Here is a 25,213-nt window from a genome sequence, read left to right as displayed (position 1 = left end):
TATTCATACTTGCTTCCCTTTTTGACACCAAAAGCAAAACTACCAACAGCTTCTCCTTTTATAGAGATTTTTAAATTTTGACCTTGTTTAATAGCATACTCAATGACTGGTTGGTCGTCCATCATGGCATCAATCGAACCAGAATTCAAGCTGTTGTAAGTCAAATCAGTTGTGTCAAATGTTTTGATAGTAAATTTGTATTTGTTTTTGATTTTTTCTAGAAAGCGTTGAGAGGCAGTTCCGTTTTTAACCCCAACAGTTTTCCCTTTTAATTGGGAATAACTGCTGATTGTATTGGCTTTAGTCGTTGCAATGACAACTTTTGTATCATAATAAGTATCAGACATAGTGAAGACTTTTTCGCGATCTTTGGTCTTTGTCATGCCAGCCATGATAGCATCTGCTTGACCAGACTGAACAGCGTTAACGGCTGCGTCAAAGCCAGGGAAAGTCATATTGATGTCCCAACCTTTTAGTTCAGCAACTTTATTGATGATATCTACGTCAATACCTTTATAAGTTTGATCGGAATCTTTAAATTCAAAAGGTGCGTAAGCTGTATCAGATACCACTTTGATTGTATCGGCATGAATGCTTGTTACAGCAAAGAGTGGTAGTAAAGCTAACAAAAAAGCTATAATTTTTTTCTTCATGAGTCTCTCCTTTAAAGAATATTTTTAAATTATACCAAAAATATCTTTAAAATACAAATATTTTGTATTTTTATGTTAGATTTTATAACATAGACGAAAATTTCTTTTTTGATTTGCATAAAATAAATATGATATAATAATCAAAAAAGGAAAGGAGATTTTATGTTTCAATCTCGTATGCTTGATAATGTGAAACAGTCCCGTTACATTCCACCTATTTGGTTGGCAGTTATTCTCTCGATTGTTTTTGTTTATGGAGGTGAAATTGTCGGCGGGCTTGCATTGGTTCCAATTTCGATACTGCTGGGTCTTGTGTTTGGCCTTGTTCATTCTGGGGCAGACTTTGTAATGATACAAGAACTGATATCGCATTATATGATTTTCATTCAACTCTTCCTCTTTTTCTTTATTTCTTTGGCTCTCTTTCTTTGGGTGAAATGCGTTGAAAAAAGACCTTTTTCAAGTCTTGGTTTTTTTAAGGAAAATTGGTTTAAAGAATTGGGAAAAGGTTTTTTGATTGGAGCGGCACAGTTTTCTTTCATAGTTGTCTTACTTTTGATGACAGGTGTAGGTAGGTTAGAACTCAACCATCTTAGTTTGGAGCCATTTCTCTTTATCATCGCCCTGATTCCGTTTTGGATGTTACAAGGAGGAACAGAAGAACTGGTGACGCGTGGTTGGCTATTTCCGACAGTTACTGCCAAGTCAAATATTTTGGTCGGTATTTTAATCTCTGCTAGCCTATTTGGTGCTCTCCATTTACTAAATCCTGGTGTGACGCTTCTTTCGATTGTCAATATTATTCTCGATGGTGCTTTTGCTTGTTTTTACATGCTAAAAACTGACAATATGTGGGGGCTGGCTGGTATTCACGGTGCTTGGAATTTTGTTCAAGGCAACATTTATGGTATTCAGGTCAGTGGTCAGGGAGCAGAAACTTCCGTCTTTGCTTACAATACGAAATCCAACGTAGATTGGCTTTCGGGTGGGGCTTTTGGAGCAGAAGGCTCTATTTTCACCAGTCTGGTGTTAATTCTCAGCATTTTCTATCTGTATTGGTCTCTTAAAAAAGAAGATAAATTACCAGCAGCATTACAATTTAAAAAATCAAATCTCACTTAGTTTTACTAGGTGGGCTTCTTATTATCCTAAGTCAGTGATATTTTTAGAAATATGATAAAATAAGAGAAGATTGTATAGAGGAAAAGAATAATGATAAATAGAATTACGGACAATAAATTTAAACTAGTTTCTAAGTATGAGCCCTCAGGAGATCAACCACAGGCGATTGAGCAATTAGTGGATAATATAGAGGGTGGTGAGAAAGCTCAGATTCTCATGGGAGCGACAGGAACTGGGAAGACCTATACTATGAGTCAGGTTATTCAAAAGGTTAATAAACCGACCTTAGTCATCGCTCATAATAAAACTCTGGCAGGTCAGCTTTATGGGGAATTTAAGGAATTTTTCCCTGACAATGCGGTCGAATACTTTGTGTCTTACTATGATTACTATCAACCGGAAGCCTATGTGCCTTCCAGTGATACCTATATTGAGAAGGACAGCTCTGTCAATGATGAGATTGACAAGCTTCGTCACTCAGCAACTTCGGCTCTCTTGGAACGCAACGATGTGATTGTAGTGGCGTCAGTCAGCTGCATTTATGGTTTGGGTTCGCCTAAGGAATACTCTGATAGCGTTGTCAGTCTGCGGCCGGGTTTAGAGACTTCACGGGATAAACTTCTCAATGATTTGGTGGATATCCAGTTTGAGCGTAATGATATTGATTTTCAGCGGGGGAAATTCCGGGTGCGTGGTGATATAGTAGAAATTTTTCCGGCTTCTCGTGATGAGCATGCCTTTCGAGTAGAGTTTTTTGGTGATGAAATTGACCGTATTCGAGAAGTAGAAGCGTTGACGGGACAAGTTTTGGGTGCAGTGGATCATTTAGCAATTTTCCCAGCTACTCACTTTATGACAAATGACGAAAATATGGAGATTGCCATTGGCAAGATTCAGGCTGAGCTGGAGCAGCAGCTGGCTATCTTTGAAAAGGAAGGGAAACTTTTAGAAGCTCAGCGGCTGAAACAAAGAACTGACTATGATATTGAAATGCTGCGCGAAATGGGCTACACGAATGGCGTAGAGAATTATTCTCGCCATATGGACGGACGGAGCGAAGGTGAGCCACCTTACACTTTACTAGATTTCTTCCCTGATGATTTTTTAATCATGGTGGACGAAAGTCATATGACGATGGGGCAAATCAAGGGTATGTATAATGGTGACCGCTCACGGAAGGAAATGTTGGTTAATTATGGATTTCGCTTGCCTTCTGCCTTGGATAACCGCCCGCTGCGTCGGGAGGAGTTTGAAAGTCATGTTCATCAGATTGTCTATGTATCTGCGACACCGGGCGACTATGAGCGGGAGCAGACGGATACAGTGATTGAGCAGATTATTCGACCAACTGGTCTGCTGGATCCAGAAGTAGAAGTGCGTCCGACTATGGGACAAATAGATGATCTTTTAGGCGAAATCAATGCGCGTGCAGAGAAGAATGAGCGGACCTTTATCACGACGTTGACTAAAAAGATGGCAGAAGATTTGACAGATTACTTTAAAGAAATGGGAGTTAAGGTCAAGTACATGCACTCAGATATCAAGACCTTAGAGCGGACAGAAATTATCCGCGACCTGCGGTTAGGTGTCTTTGATGTTTTAGTCGGAATTAACCTGTTGCGTGAGGGAATTGATGTACCAGAGGTCAGTCTGGTTGCTATCCTTGATGCAGACAAAGAAGGTTTCTTACGAAATGAGCGTGGTTTGATCCAAACCATTGGTCGGGCTGCCCGCAACAGTGAGGGTCATGTCATCATGTATGCGGACACGGTGACTGACTCCATGCAGAAGGCTATGGACGAGACCGCTCGCCGCCGTCAAATTCAGATGGCTTATAATGAAGAACATGGTATTGTACCGCAAACAATCCAGAAAGAAATTCGTGACCTAATCAGTGTAACCAAATCTGTCCTGCCAGACAAAGAAGAAATTGTCGAAATCGAAAGCCTCAACAAGCAAGAGCGCAAGGATATGATCAAGAAACTAGAAGGTCAGATGCAAGAAGCTGCAGGACTTCTCGACTTCGAACTGGCGGCACAAATCCGCGATATGATTTTGGAGATTAAGGCAGTGGATTAGAAAGACAAACAAAGCAAGAAGGGAAGAAGAATGCGTTATATTCTCTTACTTCGCGGCATCAATGTCGGCGGAAAAAAACAAGGTTATCATGTCTGATTTGAAGGCCGATTTGGTGGAGCTGGGCTTTGAGAACCCTATCTCCTACATCAACAGTGGCAATCTCTTTTTTGACAGTCAGGAGCACGAGGAAAAGATTAGGCCGATTTTGACGGCTTATTTCAGTCAATCCTATGACTTTCCAATCCCTTTTGTCCTGCTCAGCTCTGCTATTCTCTAAGAAGAAGTGGCAAAACTGTCTACTTGGTGGCAGGATGAGGCAGCCTATCGGCGCGATGTCCTCTTTTACCTGCTGGAAGCCAGTCGCGAGCAGATAGAGGAGGCGGGGAGCTGGGAAAATGACAGGGAGTTGCTGCATTTCGGTCAGATAGCCTTCTTTTACAGAAATAGCGATCAGGCTGACTATCTCAAGTCCAACTACCACAAGAAGCTACTCAAATCTAGCTTTTACAAGTCTTTGACTATTCGCAATGGGAAAACCTTTCAGAAAATTTTGGAGTTGGCAGATACTAGTTAAAGAGGCATTATTTTGTTTTTTTGGAAAACTAATGATAAATTGTTAATGAATATATATGTTTGAATAAAGAAAAAGAGTTTTTACTTTTATTTTCATCATGCTGAAAACATTCAGTAGATAGGAGAATTTATGATTGAATTTAAGGATGTTACAAAAGTGTACGATGACAAGATAGCGTTGAATCATCTGAATTTAACGCTTCAGAGTGGAGAAATTGTAGGTTTAATTGGACACAATGGTGCGGGAAAATCAACAACGATTAAATCATTGGTTAGTGTAATTAATCCAACGCATGGTCAGATTTTTGTGGATGGCAAGGAGTTAGCAGCTAATCGGTTGGAAATCAAGAAGAAAATCGGTTATGTGGCGGATTCGCCGGATTTATTCTTACGCCTGACAGCAAATGAATTCTGGGAATTGGTTGGAACTTCTTATGATATGAGTCCTTCAGATTATGAGAAACGTTTAACGGAGCTACTGGAATTATTTGATTTTACAGCTCATCGCTATGAAGTTATTGAATCGTTTTCACATGGAATGCGACAAAAAGTATTTGTCATTGGTGCTCTTTTGTCTGATCCAGATATCTGGGTGTTGGATGAGCCTTTAACTGGTTTGGATCCTCAGGCGGCTTTTGACCTTAAACAAATGATGCGAGAGCATGCAGATAAAGGAAATACTGTTTTGTTCTCAACCCATGTTTTAGAAGTGGCAGAGCAATTGTGTGACCGTATTGCCATTCTCAAAAAGGGAGAATTGTTGTTTTATGGTACGATTGAAGAATTGAAAGGTCAACATCCTGAAAAATCCTTAGAAAGTATTTACCTCAGTTTGGCAGGTCGTAGAGAAGAGGTGAGTCCTGATGCGTCTTAAAGCGATTCGCTCCCTCATTCATGCAAATATCATTTATACGACACAATCAACTAGGCTTTCTAGTTATCGTAAAAAACAGCAAAAAAATCCAAATAAAAAAGGAAATGTTGCTAGAAATCTAGTGATGAACTATCTCTATGCTGGAATTTTGTATGCTTGTATATTTGGTGTACAAGGGGCTTTTTTACCACTTGCTCAGAATCCAGGGCTGTTTTCGAATTTTGTCAGCGTCTTTTATTTATTCATCTTTGCACAGGGATTTCTTTCCTTTTACAATGTTTTTTATGAAAGTAAAGACTTGCAAGCTTACCGACCTTATGCCTTTAGTGAGAGCGAAATTATGGTTGGGAAAGGATTTTCTGTTCTTTTAACTACTTTAATGGGAGTGTTTCCGATTGTTATTTACTTTATTAGTTTGCAAATGCAATCAGGTCAACCAATCTGGCTTGCAATCCCTATTCTGCTTATTTCGTTAGGAGTACTGTTTTCGACACTTATTTTCCTTCTTTTGGTTGGTGTTCATTTTATTACGAAAACAACTATTTTAGGAAATATAAAAAGCTTGCCTCTAATATTTTACTGGCTCTTGCTACAATAATGGCTTTTGGTGCGATTTTATTGGTGAATTTGCAAAATAACTCTAACGTTAAAAACGCAATATTGCAAGATCAACCTGCTTATTTTCCGCCAATGACTATTTTTCATGCTTTCAGTATGCAACCTTTTGCTTTGAATTCGTTGCTTGGAATGGGAACATGGATAGTCGTAGCTGTTATATTATTTATAATTGTTAAGCGAAAGGTTTTACCAGAATTTTATGAAGCTGCAATGACCACAACAGCAACGGTCAATAGACAAAAACGAACGAAAATTTTCAAGATGAATGGACTTAGGAACTTTCCGCAGTTTGTGTTGCGCTATCAATTAAACCTAATCAGTGATGGCTCCGTCTTATTACAAACTCTTTTGATGCCTAGTGTGTTACCTTATTTTATTTTAATTCCGTTAATGGCTAGTTTTATGCAGTATCGTGAAATGATTTCTCCTTATTTGACAACAAGATTTGCTTTTCCATTGATGTTAATAGCAACATTTGTAGCAAGTTTAAATACAGGTGGAGCAAATTTAACAGGAATTGGCATTTCACTTGAACGTGAAAATTATGATTATTTGAAAGTATTACCTTTTGATATGGCACGTTATCTTAAACTTAAGTTTTGGAATTTATTTGTCATTCAATCCATTTTACCATTCATTTTATTGACAATTTTTTCCTTTGTTGTCGGCGTGCAACCAGTTGCTATTGTCTTGATGATTGTAGCTTGGACATTGACCTGTTTAGCATGGAGTGCATGGGGATATCATCGTGATAAACGCCTACAAGTGACCAATTGGTCAAATGTGACGGAATTATTTAATCGTGAAAATAATTCACTAAAGATGATTTTAGGAATTGTTGCTATGATTATTTACATAATCATTATTGCAATAAGCGCTTATTTCATTCTTGTATCACCAGATTTAGTGGGCTATTTGTTAGCAGGTACTTTTCTGATTGCTCTTGCAATGATGGCATTTTTACTGACAAATTATTATTTGAAAAAAGTTCAAACTGAAGTAGAAAATTAAGCTGAAAATTTTTGAATATTTACTATGTTTTTATTGCTTAGCAAGAATATATTGATAAGAGATCTATGTATTTTAGTGTGTGCTTTGAAACATCTATATACTAAATTTATGCTATAATAAATGCTATGTATACCAAACCAACTTCTGCCTATGTACACATTCCGTTTTGTACTCAAATTTGTTATTATTGTGATTTTTCTAAGGTCTTTATCAAAAATCAGCCAGTTGACGCCTACTTAGAGCACTTGCTTCAAGAATATACTTCTTATGATATAAAGCATTTACAGACGCTTTATATCGGTGGTGGGACACCGACGGCTCTTTCAGCGAAGCAGCTGGAGTTTTTATTGGCAGAGCTGACGAAAAAGCTGGATTTGTCATTGTTAGAGGAACTGACTATTGAAGCCAATCCAGGAGATTTGGATCCGGATAAGATTGCTGTTTTAAAGGTTTCGCCTGTGAACAGGATATCTTTAGGTGTTCAGACTTTTGACGATCGCATGCTCAAGCAAATTGGCCGAAGTCATTTAGAAAAAGATATTTATGAAAACATCGCCAATCTGAAGTTGGCTGGTTTTGACAATATCTCGATTGATTTGATCTATGCACTACCCAAGCAGACCATGGACAACGTGCGGGAAAATGTGGCCAAGGCCATTGCACTAGACATCCCTCACATGAGTCTTTATAGCTTAATTCTAGAAAATCACACGGTTTTTATGAACCGGATGCGGCGTGGAAAGCTGCCTTTACCGAAGGAGGACTTGGAAGCAGAGATGTTTGAGTATATCATTGAGGAGTTGGAAAAAGCTGGGTTTGAACACTATGAGATTTCTAACTTTTCTAAGCCAGGTTTTGAGAGTCAACACAATCTCATGTACTGGGACAATGCGGAATATTTTGGTATTGGAGCCGGAGCATCTGGCTATGTCAATGGGGTTCGCTACAAAAATCATGGTCCCATCCGTCATTACTTAGAGGCGGTCGAAAAAGGTAATGCCCGTGTGAGTGAGGAACACCTTAGCAAGCAAGAGATGATGGAAGAAGAAATGTTTCTGGGCTTGCGCAAAAAGTCAGGTGTTTCTAAAAAGCGTTTTGAAGAAAAATTTGGTGTTTCTTTTGATCGGCAGTATGGTCAAGTTGTAACAGAATTGACTGAGCAAGGACTCTTAGTACCTGACAAAGAAATCGTTCGTATGACTAAAAAGGGTCTATTTTTGGGTGATACGGTCGCAGAGAAATTTATATTGGAGTAAATTATGGGTTTAACTTATCAAATGAAAATGAAAATTCCGTTTGACATGGCGGATATGAATGGTCATATCAAGTTGCCTGATGTCATTTTGCTGTCCTTACAGGTATCAGGTTTGCAGTCCATTGATTTGGGGATTAGTGACAAGGATATGCTGGAGAAATACAATCTGGTCTGGATTATTACTGACTATGATATCGATGTGGTACGGCTGCCTAAATTTGGTGAAGAAATGACGATTGAAACAGAAGCACTTTCCTATAATCGTCTCTTTTGTTATCGTCGTTTTACCGTTTTTGATGAAAATGATGTTGCTGTGATTGAAATGATGGCTACCTTTGTCCTTATGGACAGAGACAGTAGAAAAGTGCACGCTGTAGAGCCAAAGATTGTTGCGCCTTACGAGGCAGAATTTTCTAAAAAGTTGATTCGTGGACCAAAATATCCAGAACTGAAAGATTCGACCAGTAAAGATTATCATGTTCGGTTTTATGATTTAGACATGAATGGTCATGTCAACAACAGCAAGTATTTGGACTGGATTTTTGAAGTTATGGGAGCTGATTTTCTCATGAAACACGTTCCCAAAAAAGTTCACCTCAAGTATGTCAAGGAAGTACGACCTGGCGGGCAGATTACCTCTAGTTATGATTTGAATGGATTAGAGAGCAATCATCAGATTTCCAGCGATGGTGATACCAATGCACAAGCTATGGTAACTTGGCAAGAAATTTCATAAGAGAAACAATAGAAAGAGAAGTATGACCTACAAAGGATATTTAATTGATTTAGACGGAACGATTTATAGAGGAAAAGACCGTATTCCTGCGGGTGAAGATTTTGTTCACGAACTACAACGGCGCAACATTCCATATTTATTTGTGACGAACAATACAACACGTACTCCTGAGACTGTTCAAACGATGCTAGCGGAACAATTCAATGTTGAAACGCCGATTGAAACGATTTATACAGCGACTTTAGCAACCGTTGACTACTTAAATGATAAAAATTTAGGCAAGAAAGTCTACGTTATCGGTGATGTAGGACTTAAGCAAGCCATTGCAGAAGCTGGTTATGTTGAAGATACGGATAATCCAGATTATGTAGTCGTGGGATTGGATTGGGAAGTGGACTATGAAAAATTGTCAATTGCTACGTTAGCTATTCAAAAGGGAGCTCATTTCGTAGGAACCAATCCAGATCTTAATATTCCAACGGAGCGCGGTCTCATGCCTGGAGCAGGATCGATTATTACTCTCATTGAAGTAGCAACTCGTGTGAAACCTGTTTATATCGGGAAGCCAAATGCAATTATCATGGAAAAGGCGGTTGAGCATCTAGGACTACCGCGGCAAGAAGTGATAATGGTTGGGGATAATTACCTGACGGACATTCGGGCTGGGATTGACAATGGTATCCCTACGCTTCTGGTGACAACTGGCTTTACGAAACCAGAAGAAGTGCCAGGCTTGCCAATCCAACCAGATTATGTACTTTCTAGCCTAGCGGAGTGGGATTTCGATGCGCATTAAACTGACCTTTTGGCTGAGTATGCTCTGCTTTTTAGCAGTAGCTATTTTGTTGACCATTTATCTGACTTGGCTGTTTTATCCTTTGGAAATTTCTTGGTTGCATTTAGAAAATCAAGTTTACCTCAAATCTGCAACCATTCAGCACAATTTCAATATTTTGATGAATTACCTAACCAATCCATTTCAGCAAAAGCTCTCCATGCCTGATTTTCGCTCATCAGCAGCAGGTCTGCACCATTTTCAAGTCGTGAAATATCTTTTTCATCTGGCGCAAGTCGCTTTTCTAGCAACCTTACCAGCGGTTTGTTTGTTTGCAAAAAACATTATAAAAAAAAGATACCTATCTGTCTTTTCCAAAGCGATTTTAGCTATTATTTGGTTGCCTATTGTAATTGCTGGTGTGGCGCTGGGGATTGGCTTTGATGCGTTTTTTACTCTCTTTCATCATATTTTATTTGTTGGGGATAATACTTGGTTATTTGACCCTGCTAAAGATCCTGTCATTTGGATATTACCAGAAGAATTTTTCCTCCACGCCTTTCTTTTGTTTTTTGTTCTTTATGAAGGCTTTGCTGTGGGGTTATACTTGTGGAGTCGAAAAATCTATTTGAAGAAGGAGGAAAAATGATGTCAGCCAATCAGCAAGTGCGAAAAGATGTTAGTTTATTTTCTGCTTTGTGTCTGATTTATGTTTTCGTCATGACAATGATTAGCTTAATCTACCAAACGATTGTAACTTTGTTTCAAGCGATTCGTTATCCCGGAAATCTTGAGAGAATCCAAAAAGCAACGGAAAGTTTTATGTCACGCGATGGCAGCTATTATCTAATTGCTGTTTGTGCAGGAGTATTTATCTTTTGGTTGTATCGGGATGGAAAATTATTTAAGTCTGATTTACGAACGCAGAAAAGGGTCATGATGCCAAAAACGTTTGGGATAGTTTTATCATTCTTACTTCTGGGTCAATTAGGTTTTGTACTCTTTAATCAAATATTCGAAGCAGTGTTGAATATCTTTGGATTTAGCTTATTTAAAGCCATTGAATCAGCTTCCGCAGGCTCAGATAGTGTAACGATGTTTTTGTATGCAGGTTTTTTCGGTCCTGTTTCAGAAGAATTGATTTTTCGCGGGGCAGGCTTACGAACATTTGAAAAATATGGAAAAGTCTTTGCGATTTTGATGTCTTCCCTCATATTTGGTTTATTTCATGGAAATATCCCGCAGTTCTTTTTTGCGGCTTTTGTTGGAATTATCTTCTCTTATGTGACCTTGGAGTATTCAATTCTCTGGGCAATGGTTTTCCACGTTTTTAATAATTTGGTCATTGGAGATGGTTTAACTTATTTGTATTCGTTTTTGCCGGACGATATAGGTGGTCTCTTACACTTATTTATCCTGCTAGTCGGTGCAAGTGTCGCAGTAATTTTCCTGATTAAAAACAAAGCAGACATAAAAATGTATGTACAAGAAAATCGTTCATTTCCAGGGGCCTATAGGCAAGCTTTTCGTTCTGTTTGGTTCTGGATTTTTACAATCTTCATGTTTTTAACATCTTTGACCTTGATAAGTCATTTGTGAAAGAAGATTTTTGAAAGGACTTTCAACTTTCTTTCATTTATGATAAAATAAGGGTAACAAAAGAGGAGCGTGTCAATCATGGAACAAACATTTTTTATTATAAAACCAGACGGCGTAAAACGTGGCTTGGTTGGAGAAGTACTGAAGCGCGTAGAACAACGTGGTTACAAAATCGAACGTTTGGAAATGAGAACCAATGTTTCAAATGAGTTAATTGATCAGCATTATGAAGCCCTGTTAGCGAAAGATTTTTATCCTTCAATCCGTGATTATATGACAAGCGGATCTGTGATTATCGGTGTTTTATCGGGAAGCCAAGTGATTTCAGGTTGGCGTCACATGATGGGCGCTACTCGTCCGGAAGAAGCTCTACCGGGAACTATTCGCGGAGATTTTGCACAAGCAGCTGAAGCTGGTGAAACGATTCGAAATGTTGTTCACGGTTCAGATTCTGAAGAGTCTGCCAAACGGGAAATTGCGCTTTGGTTTGGTAATCATTAAAACATAGTAGTATAAATTCGAGAGAGTACAGATAGTGATTGCTTTTGTTCTCTCTTTTTTACTATCCGAATTGTACTGGGTGTGTTATAATAAAAAGGAATTGGAAATGTTTTAATATACTGGAAATTGATTGTTTTATCAAGGAGGAAATATGTCAGACAAACAAATTCATTTGGTTATCGTGACGGGAATGAGTGGAGCGGGAAAGACCGTGGCCATCCAGTCTTTTGAAGATTTAGGCTATTTTACGATTGACAATATGCCTCCTACACTTGTTCCTAAATTTTTGCAGTTGATCGAAACAACGCAAGACAATGACAAGATTGCTATGGTTGTAGATATGCGCAGTCGTTCCTTCTTTTCTGAGATTCAGAAAGTTCTAGATGAGATTGAAAGTAACGCTGGACTTGATTTTAAGATTTTGTTTTTAGATGCGGCAGATACGGAATTGGTTGCTCGTTATAAAGAAACGCGTCGCAGCCACCCCTTAGCAGCAGACGGTCGTATTTTAGACGGGATTAAGCTAGAACGTGAGTTACTGGCACCGTTGAAAAACATGAGTCAAAATGTAGTAGATACGACCGAATTAACACCGCGTGCACTGCGTAAAACCATTTCTGAACATTTTTCAGATCAGACAAAGCTTCAATCGTTTCGCATTGAAGTGGTGAGTTTTGGCTTTAAATATGGTATTCCGCTAGATGCCGACCTTGTTTTTGATGTACGTTTTTTACCAAATCCATATTACCAACCAGAACTTCGCAATCAAACAGGACTTGATAAACCAGTTTATGATTATGTGATGAATCATACGGAGTCAGAAGAATTTTATCAGCACTTAGTGGCTCTTATCAAACCGATTTTACCCGGCTATAAAAAAGAGGGGAAATCTGTTTTAACAATTGCGGTTGGTTGTACAGGCGGTCAACACAGAAGTGTGGCTTTTGCACAACGTCTAGCAGATGATTTGGCAAGCGAATGGACCGTTCATTCATCACATCGAGACAAAGACCGCAGAAAGGAAACGGTGAATCGTTCATGAGGAGACCGAAGATTGCTGTTATTGGTGGTGGAACCGGAATTTCGGTCATTTTGGACAGTTTACGTAAGAAAGATGTAGACATTGCTGCTATTGTGACGGTCGCTGATGACGGAGGAAGTTCGGGGGAATTGCGAAAAAACATTCAACAATTAACACCACCTGGTGATTTGCGAAATGTTTTGGTAGCTTTATCGGACATGCCGCGCTTTTATGAAAAAGTTTTTCAATATCGCTTTGCGGAAGAAGATGGTGCTTTAGCTGGACATCCACTTGGGAACTTGATTATTGCAGGTATTTCAGAAATGCAGGGGTCGACTTACAATGCTATGCAGCTACTGACTAAGTTTTTCCACACGACTGGCAAAATTTATCCGTCTTGTGATACACCTTTAACGCTTCATGCTGTTTTTGCAGACGGAAGTGAGGTCGCTGGAGAAAGTCATCTTGCAGAACACCAAGGTATGATTGAGCGGGTTTATGTGACCAATACCTATAATGACCAAAAACCAACTGCTAGTCGCAAAGTGGTAGAGACGATTTTAGAAAGTGATATGGTTGTTTTGGGACCAGGGTCATTGTTTACCTCTATCTTACCCAATATGATGATTGAAGAAATTGGACAAGCTCTTTTAGAAACCAAGGCGGAGATTGCCTATGTCTGCAATATTATGACCCAGCGTGGTGAAACTGAGCATTTCACAGATAGTGACCACGTGGCTGTTTTGCATCGACATTTAGGAAAACGATTTATTGATACTGTTTTGGTGAATATTGAGGAAGTTCCTCAAAAGTATATGAATTCTAATAAATTTGATGAGTATTTGGTGCAGGTTGAGCATGATTTTAAAGGTTTGAAAAAACAAGTTCCTCGTGTCATTTCGTCTAATTTTCTTCGCTTGGAAAATGGCGGAGCCTTTCATGATGGTGAATCAGTCGTAGATGAACTCATGCAGATTATACGGGTGCGCAAATGAGTTTTACCATTAAAGTGAAAGAAGAACTGCTTGGTCTAGGCAAAAAAGATAAAACAGAATTATCTGCTATCATTAAGATGTCAGGCAGTTTAGGAATTTCTAGTCAAGGCTTAACATTGTCTATTACGACAGGAAATGCAAAAATCGCTCGTCACATTTATGAATTGTTGGCAGCTTTTTATCAAGTCAAATCGGATATTCGTCATCATCAAAAAGCGAATCTTCGTAAAAACCGTGTTTATACTGTTTTTTTAGACGAAGGTGTGGAACAAATTTTAGCCGATTTACATTTGGCAGACTCCTTTTTTGGGATTGAAGCAGGCATTGACCAAGCTATTTTATCAGATGATGAAGCGAGCCGAGCTTATTTGCGGGGAGCTTTTTTGTCAACTGGCAGTATGCGTGATCCAGATTCTGGGAAATATCAGCTGGAAATCTTGTCGGTCTATTCTGACCATGCGGAGGATTTAGCAGCCTTGATGCGAAATTTTTATTGGATGCCAAGACAATTGAGCGCAAAAAAGGCTCAGTGACCTATCTGCAGCGAGCTGAGGACATTATGGACTTTTTGATTGTGATTGGGGCTATGGAAGCGATGACTGAGTTTGAGTCGGTCAAGGTCTTGCGAGAGGCTAGAAATGATCTGAATCGGACGAATAATGCGGAAACGGCGAATATTGCTCGAACGGTGACGGCTAGTATGAGGACCATTCACAATATTGGCAAGATTATTGATACAGTTGGTTTAGAAAGTTTGCCAGTTGATTTGCAAGAGGTAGCTTATCTGCGTGTCAATCATCCGGATTATTCTATCCAGCAGTTGGCAGAAAGTCTTAGTAAGCCTTTGACGAAAAGTGGTGTCAATCATCGCTTGAGGAAAATCAATAAAATCGCAAATGAGTTGTAGAAAATGCAAAGAAATGTGACTTATATATTATAGGTGGAATCAATTTGAGAATTTCCGTGAAAACTTTACAGTTTTCTCTTGAATATTTTCAAAAAATGTGATATAGTTATAAAAATTAAATAATCCTTTAAATCTGTCCTGTGAGGCAGACAAGGAGTCAAAGTATAAGATGGTGTAGCACAGTGAGGCTGTTAGTAGTTTCTCTGTGCTTACCTAGATTTTCTGAAGTCTCCTTGTGAAGGAGACTTTTTCTTTTATCTTTTTTATGCGGGAGGTTTTCCATGAAAACAAAAGAAGTTGTCGATGGTTTGACAATGAAACGTGCCATTACACGGATCACTTATGAAATCATTGAGCGCAACAAAGAACTAGACAAGATTGTCTTAATTGGTATCAAAACACGGGGTGTATACATTGCACAGCGGATTCAAGAACGATTGGCACAGATCGAAAAGATTGATGTGCCTATCGGTGAGTTGGATACCAAGCCATTCCGCGATGACTTTAAAGTGGAAGAAGATACGACACATGTTCCAGTTGATATTACAGACCGTGAAGTTATCTTGGTGGATGATGTGCTCTATACAGGACGCACCATTCGTGCTGCTATTGATAACCTAGTTAGCTTGGGACGTCCATCACGCGTGAGCTTGGCTGTTTTAGTAGATCGTGGGCATCGTGAGTTGCCGATTCGAGCAGATTATGTTGGAAAAAATATTCCGACAAGCCGAACAGAAGAGATTATTGTGGAAATGGTAGAACAGGATGGTCAAGACCGTGTCTTGATTGCGGAGGAGTTATAAGAAAATGAGTCAAGATGTGAAATATGATGTACACGATATGCCAAAACCTGGTTTGCTTGTAGGATTATCCTTTCAGCATTTGTTTGCCATGTTTGGGGCAACGGTTCTTGTTCCAATTCTGGTTGGAATTGACCCAGCAGTTGCCTTGTTTTCAAGCGGTCTAGGAACCTTAGCGCATTTAACAGTTACCAAGTACAAAGTGCCAGCTTATATGGGGTCTAGTTTCGCTTATATCGCAGCTATGCAAATGTTGATGAAAACAGACGGTATCGCAGCAGTCGCTCAAGGTGCCATTACAGGTGGTTTGGTTTACTTCATTGTAGCTCTTATTGTGAAGTTCGCTGGGAATGCTTGGATTGATAAGATTTTGCCGCCAGTTGTGGTAGGACCAATCATTATGGTTATCGGACTAAGCCTAGCAAGCACAGCTGTAAATGATGTCATGTTAAAAGATGGTAAATACAATTTAACTTATTTCATCATTGGAATTGTCACTCTCTTTGCAGTCATCCTCTTTAATATCTATGGTAAAAAGATTGTTGGAATTATTCCAGTGCTGTTAGGCTTGATTGTCGGATATGTCTTCGCGCTCATTCTTGGAGCGGTAACAGGAGAAGAAATTATTTCCTTTGCAAAAGTCTCTCAAGCTTCATGGTTCCATGTCCCACCTATGCACCTTCCTTTCTTAGACTATAATGTAAAATTTTATCCAAGTGCGATTTTAACAATGGCTCCAATTGCCTTTGTAACTATGACAGAGCACTTTGGTCATGTTATGGTATTGAATAGCTTGACCGGAAAAGATTTCTTTAAAGACCCAGGATTGGATAAAACTCTTGCCGGAGATGGTCTTGCACAAGTTATCGCTGGGATTTTCGGTGCGCCACCAGTAACGAGTTACGGTGAAAATATCGGTGTGATGGCTCTCAATAAAATCTATAGCGTTTATGTTATTGCAGGTGCAGCAGTACTTGCGATTGTGATGAGTTTTGTCGGAAAAGTATCGGCACTCTTACAATCCATTCCAACTCCAGTTCTAGGCGGTATTTCTATTGCGCTCTTTGGAGTCATCGCTTCTAGTGGTTTGAAAATTTTAATTGAAAAGCAAACGGACTTTGACAATAAGAAAAATCTGTTGATTGCTAGTGTGATCTTAGTCGCTGGGATTGGAGGATTAACGCTTCAACTTTCAGGTCTGCAAATTTCAGGGGTCGCCTTGTCAACGGTTCTTGGAATTGTGCTCTATCTTATCTTGCCAGAACCTAAAAATTAGTTTGAATTCTTAACTTTATTGAAAGAAACGCCGTATCTAATAAAAGGAGAAATACACCATGTTATCTAATCAAATCGCTCTTAAAAATGTTGTCTCTATGGAAACTCTTACCAATGAGGAAGTCTTAAGTTTAATCAAACGTGGCATTGAATTTAAAAATGGAGCGAAAGCTCATTATGATGAACAACATATTATCGCTAATCTCTTCTTTGAGCCCTCTACGCGAACACATAAAGCCTTTGAAGTAGCGGAATTAAAGCTAGGTTGTGACCTGTTGGATTTTGATTCAAAGACCAGCTCTATCAACAAAGGAGAGACCTTATATGATACGATTTTAACCATGTCAGCGCTCGGAGTGGATGTCTGTGTCATTCGTCATCCAGAAGTGGACTATTACAAGGAATTAGTTGAAAGTCCAACGATTACAACTTCAATTGTGAATGGTGGTGATGGCTCTGGACAACATCCGAGTCAAAGTTTGCTAGATTTGATGACCATTTATCAAGAGTTTGGACATTTTGATGGCTTGAAGATTGCGATTGCAGGCGACTTAGATCATTCGCGTGTGGCGAAGTCAAATATGCAAATCTTGAAGCGTCTGGGTGCAGAACTTTATTTTGCAGGTCCAGAAGTATGGAGAAGTGAAGAATTTGCAGATTATGGGCAATTTGTCACACTTGATGAAGTCGTTGACCAAGTAGACGTCTTAATGCTTCTGCGCGTGCAGCACGAGCGCCATGATGATGATTCACTCTTTTCAAAAGAAAATTACCATAAAATGCATGGTCTAACACAGGAACGATATGACAGATTGAAGGATACAGCCATCATCATGCATCCAGCTCCAGTCAATCGCGATGTTGAAATTGCAGATCATCTGGTAGAAGCTCCAAAATCGCGGATTGTAGAGCAAATGACAAATGGTGTATTTGTCCGTATGGCAATTATTGAGTCTGTTTTAAATGGACGAAAAGAGCAATAGACACTAAGGTATTGCTGTAAGAACAAACGGAGGGGAAAATGGAAAAACGCTTGTTAATTCTGGAAGATGATACAGTATTTGAAGGAGAGGCATTCGGGGCTGATATAGATGTGACTGGAGAAATCGTCTTTAATACAGGTATGACTGGCTACCAAGAATCTATTACGGATCAGTCTTACAATGGGCAAATCTTGACTTTCACTTATCCGTTAATCGGAAATTATGGAATCAACCGCGACGACTATGAATCGATCACTCCCACTTGCAAGGGAGTGGTCGTTTATGAGTGGGCACGCCGAGCGAGCAATTGGCGCAATCAGATGACCCTAGACGAGTTTTTAAAAGTCAAAAAAATTCCAGGAATTGCTGGTATTGATACGCGGGCATTGACGAAAATCATTCGGCAGCATGGAACGATGAAAGCAACACTAGCCAATGTGGGCGACCAAATGGTGCATCTACAAGATCAGTTGAAAGCAACTGTTTTGCCGACTGATAATATCAAACAAGTTTCAACGAAAACATCGTATCCAGCACCGGGTTCAGGTCCTAGCATTGTGTTAGTTGATTTTGGATTGAAACATTCAATTCTTCGCGAATTAGCGGCACGCAATTGTAATGTGACAGTTGTTCCCTATGACACAAGTGCAGCAGACATTCTCAATCTTCATCCTGACGGTGTCATGTTATCCAACGGTCCAGGTAATCCAGATGATGTACCGCAAGTGCTAGACATGATTCGAGGGATTCAAGGTAAAATTCCTCTTTTTGGTATCTGCATGGGACATCAACTTTTTTGTAAGGCTAATGGAGCGCAGACTTATAAAATGAAATTTGGTCACCGTGGTTTTAATCATGCTGTCAGAGAGATTGCGACAGGGCGAATTGATTTTACCAGCCAAAATCATGGTTATGCTGTTAGTCGGGAAAATTTTCCGAGCGAGTTGCTGATTACATATGAGGAAATCAACGACAAATCTATTGAAGGTGTGCGGCATCGGTTTTTCCCTGCTTTTTCAGTGCAATTTCATCCTGATGCTGCACCAGGACCGCATGATGCCAGTTATCTCTTTGATGAGTTTATGGAAATGATTGATGCTTTTAAACAACAGCATAGTTCATTTTGAGCAATGGATTAGAAATAGGAGAAAGACATGCCAAAACGTACAGATATTCAGAAAATTATGGTGATTGGCTCTGGTCCCATTGTCATTGGACAGGCTGCTGAGTTTGATTATGCAGGAACACAGGCTTGCTTGTCTTTGAAAGAAGAGGGCTACACGGTCGTTTTAGTTAATTCCAATCCTGCAACCATTATGACAGATAAGGAAATTGCTGATAAGGTTTATATTGAGCCAATCACGCTGGAATTTGTCACAAGAATTTTACGGAAAGAGCGACCAGATGCACTTCTACCGACTTTGGGTGGGCAAACAGGTCTCAATATGGCAATGGAATTATCTAAAGAAGGTATCTTGGATGAACTGGGTGTCGAACTTTTGGGAACCAAGCTGTCGGCTATTGACCAAGCTGAGGATCGTGATTTGTTCAAGCAGCTTATGGAAGAGCTGAAACAGCCTATTCCGGAATCTGAAATTGTAAATACAGTTGAAGAAGCAGTGGACTTTGCAGCGAAAATAGGCTACCCAGTCATTGTTCGCCCAGCCTTTACCTTAGGGGGAACTGGAGGCGGAATGTGTGCCAATGAGGAGGAATTGCGAGAGATTGCAGAGAATGGGCTGAAATTATCTCCGGTGACTCAGTGTTTGATTGAGCGCTCTATTGCTGGTTTCAAAGAAATTGAGTACGAAGTTATGCGCGATGCAGCTGACAATGCTTTGGTGGTCTGCAATATGGAAAATTTTGATCCAGTAGGTGTACACACAGGCGATTCCATTGTCTTTGCACCAACGCAAACTATTTCGGATTATGAAAATCAAATGTTGCGGGATGCTAGCTTGAAAATTATTCGCGCTCTAAAAATCGAAGGCGGCTGTAATGTTCAATTGGCATTGGATCCACATAGCTTTAATTACTATGTCATTGAAGTCAATCCGCGCGTGTCTCGTTCGTCTGCCTTAGCTTCTAAAGCTACAGGCTACCCTATTGCTAAATTGGCTGCAAAAATCGCCATTGGCTTGACGCTAGATGAAGTTATCAATCCGGTCACAGGCACAACTTATGCCATGTTTGAACCGGCTCTGGATTATGTGGTGGCTAAAATTCCACGTTTTCCTTTTGATAAATTTGAACATGGAGAACGTCATCTGGGAACGCAAATGAAAGCAACAGGAGAAGTCATGGCTATTGGACGTAATATCGAAGAAAGTTTGCTCAAAGCCTGTCGTTCTCTGGAAATTGGTGTTGATCATAATGAAATGCCAGAACTAAATCTAGTGGCAGATGATGATTTACTGGAAAGGTCGTCAAAGCTCAGGATGATCGTCTTTTCTATATATCTGAAGCAATCCGCCGTGGCTATGATATCGAAGAAATTGCAAAACTAACCAAGATTGATTTGTTCTTTCTGGATAAGTTACTTCACATCCATGAATTAGAGCAGGAGTTAATGACTCATATTGGAGATGCAAATCTGCTTAGGCAGGCTAAGCAAAACGGCTTTGCAGATACTAAGTTAGCTCAGCTTTGGAAAACGACAGCAGAAGAAGTATGTCAATTTCGTAAAGAAGAGCAGGTTCTTCCAGTTTATAAAATGGTTGATACCTGTGCAGCTGAGTTTGAATCAAGCACACCATATTTTTATTCTACTTATGCTTTTGAAAATGAATCAATCAAGTCAGAAAAAGAGTCTGTTCTAGTGTTGGGATCTGGACCTATTCGGATTGGTCAAGGAGTAGAATTTGACTATGCGACCGTGCACTCGGTCAAGGCTATTCAAGCAACTGGCTATGAAGCTATTATTATGAATAGTAATCCTGAAACGGTCTCAACAGATTTTTCGGTTTCTGATAAGCTTTACTTTGAACCCTTGACTTTTGAAGATGTCATGAATGTCATTGAACTGGAAAAACCTAAGGGAGTTATCGTTCAGTTCGGTGGACAAACCGCTATTAATCTAGCTGAGCCATTGTCAAAAGCTGGTGTGAAAATTTTAGGTACTCAAGTAGCTGACCTTGACCGTGCAGAAGATCGTGATTTGTTTGAACAGGCTCTTAAGGATTTGAATATTCCGCAGCCACCAGGTCAGACAGCGACGAATGAAGAAGAAGCGGTAGCAGCTGCTCGTAAGATTGGTTTTCCTGTTTTGGTTCGTCCGTCCTACGTTCTGGGCGGTCGGGCTATGGAAATTGTCGAGAATGAAGTAGATCTTCGTTCTTATATGCGAACTGCTGTCAAGGCTAGCCCTGATCATCCGGTGTTGGTGGACTCTTACATTGTCGGTAAGGAATGTGAGGTAGATGCTATTTCAGACGGTCGTCAGGTCTTGATTCCAGGGATTATGGAGCATATTGAACGGGCTGGAGTTCACTCAGGTGATTCTATGGCTGTTTATCCTCCGCAAACCTTATCTGTTCAAGTGCAGCAGACTATCGCCGATTATACTAAGAAATTGGCTATCGGACTTCACTGTATCGGTATGATGAACATTCAGTTTGTCATCAAAGATGAGAAGGTTTATGTCATTGAGGTCAATCCTCGTGCTAGCCGGACGGTGCCATTCTTGTCGAAAGTGACAAATATTCCTATGGCACAGGTGGCAACTCAACTGATTTTAGGTCAAACTTTGGCGGAGCTAGGGTATGAAGACGGTCTTTATCCAGAAAGTCAAAATGTTCATGTTAAAGCTCCAGTCTTTTCCTTCACCAAGTTAGCTAAGGTTGACAGTCTTTTAGGACCTGAGATGAAATCTACAGGCGAAGTCATGGGGACTGATTCAACTCTTGAAAAAGCGCTTTATAAAGCTTTTGAAGCATCTTATTTCCACCTTCCTGCTTTTGGTAATGTCATTTTTACCATTGCTGATGATACTAAAGAAGAAGCATTGGCGTTAGCACGTCGCTTCTCAAATATTGGTTACAGTATTTTAGCCACGGAAGGTACTGCTAAATTCTTTAAAGAAAATGATATTCAAGCGCAATTGGTTGAAAAAATCGGTACAGATGATCGTAATGACATTCCTGCCTTTGTTCGCAAAGGTAAGGTTCAGGCGATTATCAATACAGTCGGAACGAAACGAACAGCAGATGAACACGGTCAGGCTATCCGTCAATCAGCCATTGAGCATGGAGTGCCGCTATTTACAGCACTTGATACAGCTGATGCCATGCTAAAGGTTTTAGAAAGTCGTAGCTTTATGACAGAAGCAATTTAGAGCGGTATTCTTTTTGTCATGATATTAAGTTCTTTTTTTAGTATGTGTCCCAAATTGGGAGAATTGAATAAATAACATTGAGAGAACGTAAAAAAGCGTTCTCTCTTTTGTTTTTCTCAAAACCAATTTTAGGAGCTGTTCTGCTATGAATATGAATCAGAAAAAATTACGTGCTAAACAAAGACAATCAAAGAATATGGTGATTGTAGAACTCATGGAATTGACAGGGTGGTCACGTGATCGTGTTATTGCTTCACTTGGCTATCTTGAAGCTACTAGAATGATAAAATTTCCTGAACAAGGTGGAATCATGCTGAGAGCAGGTGAGGTGAAATAATGGCATACGGAAGAATTTCTTTAGAACAAGCTCTAAACAGTGATAATTTTTATCAACTGCCTAAAGTGATTATTGGTACTAAGTTTTACAGCAAACTAAAAGCAGAAGCCAAATTATTATTCATGCTTTGTAGAGATCGTTTGAGTGTCTCACTTGACAGCACCCGAAAAGGAGATTTGAGGTTTGTGGATGAAGCAGGAGATATCTTTATCTATTACTCCATTGAAGAGCTTGCTGAAGATCTTGGTTGTGGTAGAGCGAAAGTTATTAAACTAAAAAAAGAGTTGATCAAATATAGCTTAATTGATGAAGTTAGACAAGGATTAAACAAGGCTAATCGTATCTATGTGAAGAATGTTATTACTGATATTCAAATTCTAAACATGACTTTTGAAGAAGCACAACCCCTCTTAAACCCAGTAAAATCAACGGAAGTCTCAAAATCGAACTTCCAGAAGTTCGAAAATGGAACTTCAAGAAGTACCAAAAACGAACTTCAAGAAGTCTCAAAATCGGACTCAACTTATATTAAAGAGAGTAAGACTAAAAAGAATAAGAATAAAATAATTCTTTCTGAGGATGAGGAGGAATCTCCTTCTCGAAATTTGGAAGAAAAGAACCAAGAATTACTTTCTCGAAAAGTGGATAAAGCGACTCGTTATGATAAGGAGTACATTTGGAATCTGGTTCATGAACAGTTATTAAAAGATAACTTTACAGAGACCACAGTAAGCTATATATTGTTAAATTTTGAAGATCGTTATCAGTATGCTCTGTCCAATATGAAATATGCTAGCTCCTCGGAGAGGATTGCTGAATATGTCTATAATGGCTTATTAGCTAGCTATAACAGCATAATTAGAAAACAAAACAAAGGAGTAAACTAATGGCACTTTTTGGAAATAATAGAGAGTCACAAAGAATGGCTGCAATGCGAGAAACTCAAAAACCAGAAGAAGAGCTAGAGATGTTGATTGAGTATTATGATAAAACAACAGAAACGATTTCAATTACATCCAACCTAGAAGAATTACAACAATTGGTTGGTAATTCCTTATCAACTGGAGCCAGTATGAATTTTCCAAGTGCACAACCACCTTTTGTAATCAATCCAAGGTGGGTTAAGAAAGTGACTCTTACAAAAAGGCAGTAGATTCAAAAGGGGAGTCTATGACACTGATTGCATACATTTTAGATTTTTGACCTGAGCATGTCAGAAAACTACTTGTGGCCTTTGAAAACTGAATAGAACGACTGTCCCGATTAGCGTGGCTTGGTATAAAAAGAAGAAGCAGGGGGCGGTGTAACGGGAGCTAGAAATGCATATCTAGTGCCTGCCACAGGAACGTAAAAGCATAGCAATCAATGCTATAAGCCAAAGGAGTTTGAGGTGAGCTAGACTATAAACCTTGCGTAAAAAACCACGGCGGAGGTGAAATACCCTCCCAAGATGGCTGCGTAGTTCAGCCTTCCATATCACAAAGGAGAAATCAAAATGAATGGAATCAAAACACAAAAAGACACGGAAGTGACCGTGTCAGATTTAAAAAATTTAGGACGTCAGGGCGACGTGACAGCTCGACTAGATTCAGGCGAGATTATTGAATTGAAAGCAAAGTATGCGATAAGAAAACGCCTGGCAATTGTTGCAGGTCAAGAAACTGAAGCTGAAATAATTGTTTTCTACCCAGAAATTTACAAACAGATAAGAACAGTGAAACGAAGAAATATTCTTATCGCTAGGAAAGTTAAGCACAAGAGAGAGACAATCTTACAGCTCACTGGTAAAGGCTATCACAGACCTAATAACGACTAAAAGGGGGTGTTGATAATACACGAATCATTATTATACCAAAAAAAGTTGTAAAACATGGTATAATAAAATCAAGAAAAGGGAATGGGGTGAGAAGATGACTGAACAAAAAGAATCACTGACAACGACTCAAGAGAAGCCCAAAGATAGACTGGATCAGCTAGTTGATCAGTACAATGCTGCAGTTCGTAAGTATGAACAAGAAACTAGTCCTGAACAAAAGCGAAAAGATTTGAAAGAGTTCCGCAAGCAGCGGAGAAAAGCAAAACGTCAGAACCGAGTTTATCCATGGACGGGTGCATCTTTTTGGGATTTCTTGGTTGGGTTATTCAAGGTTCTTTTTTACAGCCCTATCTTTCTTGTTCTCTTTGCAATTAACTTGTTGAAAATGATTATCGGGGTTTTTATCACTTGGATAGTCGGTAAATTTGCTATTTTATTTCTAGTTTTATTAGTGGGAGGAGCGATTACTTCTTTTTTACCTGATACTGAAAAAAATCTTATTTTTATTGTTGAAGGTCTCCCTAAACTATTTTTTAATATTGGTGGGATAGGAGGTTTCCAACTCTTCCCTGGAGGTATGATTGAAGTTTCTATCATGCTTCTGCTGGCGGTTATTGGCGCTGTTGGCGCTACAATTAACCCTGATTAACAATTATACTTACACTAGACGTCCCAGCTATTAAGAGGCGTCTTTTTCATACTCAAAAGGAGAAAAAATTATGGACACTATCGTACGTATTATTACTGTTGTTGGAGCAATTATCACTGTTTTAGGTCTCACATGGGGCTTGACTGGAGCTTATGATTACTTTGGCGGTCGTCGCAGCCGTGACACTACCCGTCAAGATCAAGGGCTGGAATCTATCATCTCAGGAGGTGCTATGGCAATCATTTCAGGTAGTCTGACAACAGCTATAGTGGCAGCTCTCAACGCCATTGCATTTTAAGGA

The 25,213-nt window shown here is 39.4% G+C and carries 24 protein-coding genes and 3 pseudogenes; 26 read left to right on the top strand and 1 reads right to left on the bottom strand.

The window, feature by feature from the left end:
- A partial coding sequence (locus tag HMPREF2887_RS09430) for a transporter substrate-binding domain-containing protein (protein WP_148131516.1) occupies positions 1-653 on the bottom strand: 653 nt, incomplete at its 3' end.
- Between the two features lie 162 nt (positions 654-815).
- Here HMPREF2887_RS09430 and HMPREF2887_RS09425 point away from each other — a divergent pair.
- From HMPREF2887_RS09425 to HMPREF2887_RS09300, 26 genes and pseudogenes are all read left to right on the top strand, one after another.
- Entirely contained in the window at positions 816-1,775 is a 960-nt protein-coding gene (locus tag HMPREF2887_RS09425) for a CPBP family intramembrane glutamic endopeptidase (protein WP_057489629.1), read from the top strand.
- A 90-nt stretch (positions 1,776-1,865) separates the two neighbouring features.
- Positions 1,866-3,854, top strand: a complete 1,989-nt coding sequence (gene uvrB, locus HMPREF2887_RS09420; protein WP_057489630.1) for an excinuclease ABC subunit UvrB — start codon at positions 1,866-1,868, stop codon at positions 3,852-3,854.
- Positions 3,855-3,884: 30 nt separating this feature from the next.
- A pseudogene (locus HMPREF2887_RS10620) lies at positions 3,885-4,428 on the top strand (DUF1697 domain-containing protein).
- A 129-nt stretch (positions 4,429-4,557) separates the two neighbouring features.
- Positions 4,558-5,301 carry an ABC transporter ATP-binding protein gene (locus tag HMPREF2887_RS09405; protein ID WP_022525912.1) on the top strand — a complete coding sequence of 248 codons (744 nt, stop codon included), beginning with the start codon at positions 4,558-4,560 and terminating at the stop codon, positions 5,299-5,301.
- Entirely contained in the window at positions 5,291-5,899 is a 609-nt protein-coding gene (locus HMPREF2887_RS10615; RefSeq protein WP_261673923.1) for a hypothetical protein, read from the top strand. Before HMPREF2887_RS09405 ends, HMPREF2887_RS10615 begins: the two co-directional genes overlap by 11 nt.
- A gap of 230 nt (positions 5,900-6,129) precedes the next feature.
- Positions 6,130-6,930, top strand: a complete 801-nt coding sequence (locus tag HMPREF2887_RS10610) for a hypothetical protein (protein WP_261673922.1) — start codon at positions 6,130-6,132, stop codon at positions 6,928-6,930.
- A 125-nt stretch (positions 6,931-7,055) separates the two neighbouring features.
- A complete protein-coding gene (hemW, locus tag HMPREF2887_RS09395; RefSeq protein WP_057489632.1) occupies positions 7,056-8,186 on the top strand; it encodes a radical SAM family heme chaperone HemW in 1,131 nt (376 codons plus the stop codon).
- 3 nt (positions 8,187-8,189) lie between these two features.
- Complete coding sequence (locus tag HMPREF2887_RS09390) at positions 8,190-8,921, top strand: acyl-[acyl-carrier-protein] thioesterase (RefSeq protein WP_003027992.1); 732 nt, start codon at positions 8,190-8,192, stop codon at positions 8,919-8,921.
- A gap of 22 nt (positions 8,922-8,943) precedes the next feature.
- Positions 8,944-9,717: a TIGR01457 family HAD-type hydrolase gene (locus tag HMPREF2887_RS09385; protein WP_021001601.1), complete on the top strand. Its 774-nt coding sequence runs from the start codon at positions 8,944-8,946 to the stop codon at positions 9,715-9,717.
- Positions 9,707-10,345 carry a TIGR01906 family membrane protein gene (locus HMPREF2887_RS09380; protein ID WP_021001602.1) on the top strand — a complete coding sequence of 213 codons (639 nt, stop codon included), beginning with the start codon at positions 9,707-9,709 and terminating at the stop codon, positions 10,343-10,345. Before HMPREF2887_RS09385 ends, HMPREF2887_RS09380 begins: the two co-directional genes overlap by 11 nt.
- Entirely contained in the window at positions 10,345-11,295 is a 951-nt protein-coding gene (locus tag HMPREF2887_RS09375) for a CPBP family intramembrane glutamic endopeptidase (protein ID WP_051148116.1), read from the top strand. Before HMPREF2887_RS09380 ends, HMPREF2887_RS09375 begins: the two co-directional genes overlap by 1 nt.
- A 78-nt stretch (positions 11,296-11,373) precedes the next feature.
- The gene (gene ndk, locus HMPREF2887_RS09370) at positions 11,374-11,796 is read left to right on the top strand and encodes a nucleoside-diphosphate kinase (RefSeq protein WP_021001604.1); all 423 of its coding nucleotides are present in this window, start codon (positions 11,374-11,376) and stop codon (positions 11,794-11,796) included.
- A 151-nt stretch (positions 11,797-11,947) separates the two neighbouring features.
- Positions 11,948-12,838 carry an RNase adapter RapZ gene (rapZ, locus tag HMPREF2887_RS09365; protein WP_021001605.1) on the top strand — a complete coding sequence of 297 codons (891 nt, stop codon included), beginning with the start codon at positions 11,948-11,950 and terminating at the stop codon, positions 12,836-12,838.
- Entirely contained in the window at positions 12,835-13,812 is a 978-nt protein-coding gene (locus HMPREF2887_RS09360; protein WP_021001606.1) for a YvcK family protein, read from the top strand. The genes rapZ and HMPREF2887_RS09360 overlap by 4 nt, the downstream gene beginning before the upstream one ends.
- Positions 13,809-14,719: pseudogene (gene whiA / locus HMPREF2887_RS09355) on the top strand (DNA-binding protein WhiA). Before HMPREF2887_RS09360 ends, whiA begins: the two are co-directional and overlap by 4 nt.
- A gap of 281 nt (positions 14,720-15,000) precedes the next feature.
- Complete coding sequence (gene pyrR / locus HMPREF2887_RS09350; RefSeq protein WP_021001608.1) at positions 15,001-15,522, top strand: bifunctional pyr operon transcriptional regulator/uracil phosphoribosyltransferase PyrR; 522 nt, start codon at positions 15,001-15,003, stop codon at positions 15,520-15,522.
- Between the two features lie 4 nt (positions 15,523-15,526).
- Positions 15,527-16,795, top strand: a complete 1,269-nt coding sequence (locus HMPREF2887_RS09345; RefSeq protein WP_003024843.1) for a uracil-xanthine permease family protein — start codon at positions 15,527-15,529, stop codon at positions 16,793-16,795.
- A 58-nt stretch (positions 16,796-16,853) separates the two neighbouring features.
- Complete coding sequence (locus tag HMPREF2887_RS09340) at positions 16,854-17,777, top strand: aspartate carbamoyltransferase catalytic subunit (protein ID WP_003024841.1); 924 nt, start codon at positions 16,854-16,856, stop codon at positions 17,775-17,777.
- Between the two features lie 38 nt (positions 17,778-17,815).
- A complete protein-coding gene (locus HMPREF2887_RS09335) occupies positions 17,816-18,904 on the top strand; it encodes a carbamoyl phosphate synthase small subunit (protein ID WP_003024839.1) in 1,089 nt (362 codons plus the stop codon).
- Between the two features lie 27 nt (positions 18,905-18,931).
- Positions 18,932-22,110: pseudogene (gene carB / locus HMPREF2887_RS09330) on the top strand (carbamoyl-phosphate synthase large subunit).
- Positions 22,111-22,255: 145 nt separating this feature from the next.
- A complete protein-coding gene (locus tag HMPREF2887_RS09325) occupies positions 22,256-22,447 on the top strand; it encodes a hypothetical protein (RefSeq protein WP_003043393.1) in 192 nt (63 codons plus the stop codon).
- Positions 22,447-23,334 (top strand): replication initiator protein A, encoded by an 888-nt coding sequence (locus tag HMPREF2887_RS09320; RefSeq protein WP_003043334.1) that lies wholly within the window; start codon positions 22,447-22,449, stop codon positions 23,332-23,334. Before HMPREF2887_RS09325 ends, HMPREF2887_RS09320 begins: the two co-directional genes overlap by 1 nt.
- A complete protein-coding gene (locus tag HMPREF2887_RS09315) occupies positions 23,334-23,600 on the top strand; it encodes a thiopurine S-methyltransferase (RefSeq protein ID WP_006269180.1) in 267 nt (88 codons plus the stop codon). Before HMPREF2887_RS09320 ends, HMPREF2887_RS09315 begins: the two co-directional genes overlap by 1 nt.
- 342 nt (positions 23,601-23,942) lie before the next feature.
- On the top strand, positions 23,943-24,263 hold the full coding sequence (locus tag HMPREF2887_RS09310; protein ID WP_049512512.1) for a hypothetical protein: 321 nt from the start codon (positions 23,943-23,945) through the stop codon (positions 24,261-24,263).
- 94 nt (positions 24,264-24,357) lie between these two features.
- The gene (locus HMPREF2887_RS09305) at positions 24,358-24,912 is read left to right on the top strand and encodes a hypothetical protein (RefSeq protein WP_049512514.1); all 555 of its coding nucleotides are present in this window, start codon (positions 24,358-24,360) and stop codon (positions 24,910-24,912) included.
- Positions 24,913-24,982: 70 nt separating this feature from the next.
- Positions 24,983-25,210 (top strand): hypothetical protein, encoded by a 228-nt coding sequence (locus tag HMPREF2887_RS09300; RefSeq protein WP_049512516.1) that lies wholly within the window; start codon positions 24,983-24,985, stop codon positions 25,208-25,210.
- Positions 25,211-25,213: the final 3 nt, after the last annotated feature.

The organism is Streptococcus sp. HMSC071H03, from assembly GCF_001813035.1.
In the GTDB taxonomy this organism is placed as follows: domain Bacteria; phylum Bacillota; class Bacilli; order Lactobacillales; family Streptococcaceae; genus Streptococcus; species Streptococcus anginosus.
Note: the sequence above shows the minus strand (reverse complement) of the source record. Positions and strands in the feature narration are given on the sequence as shown.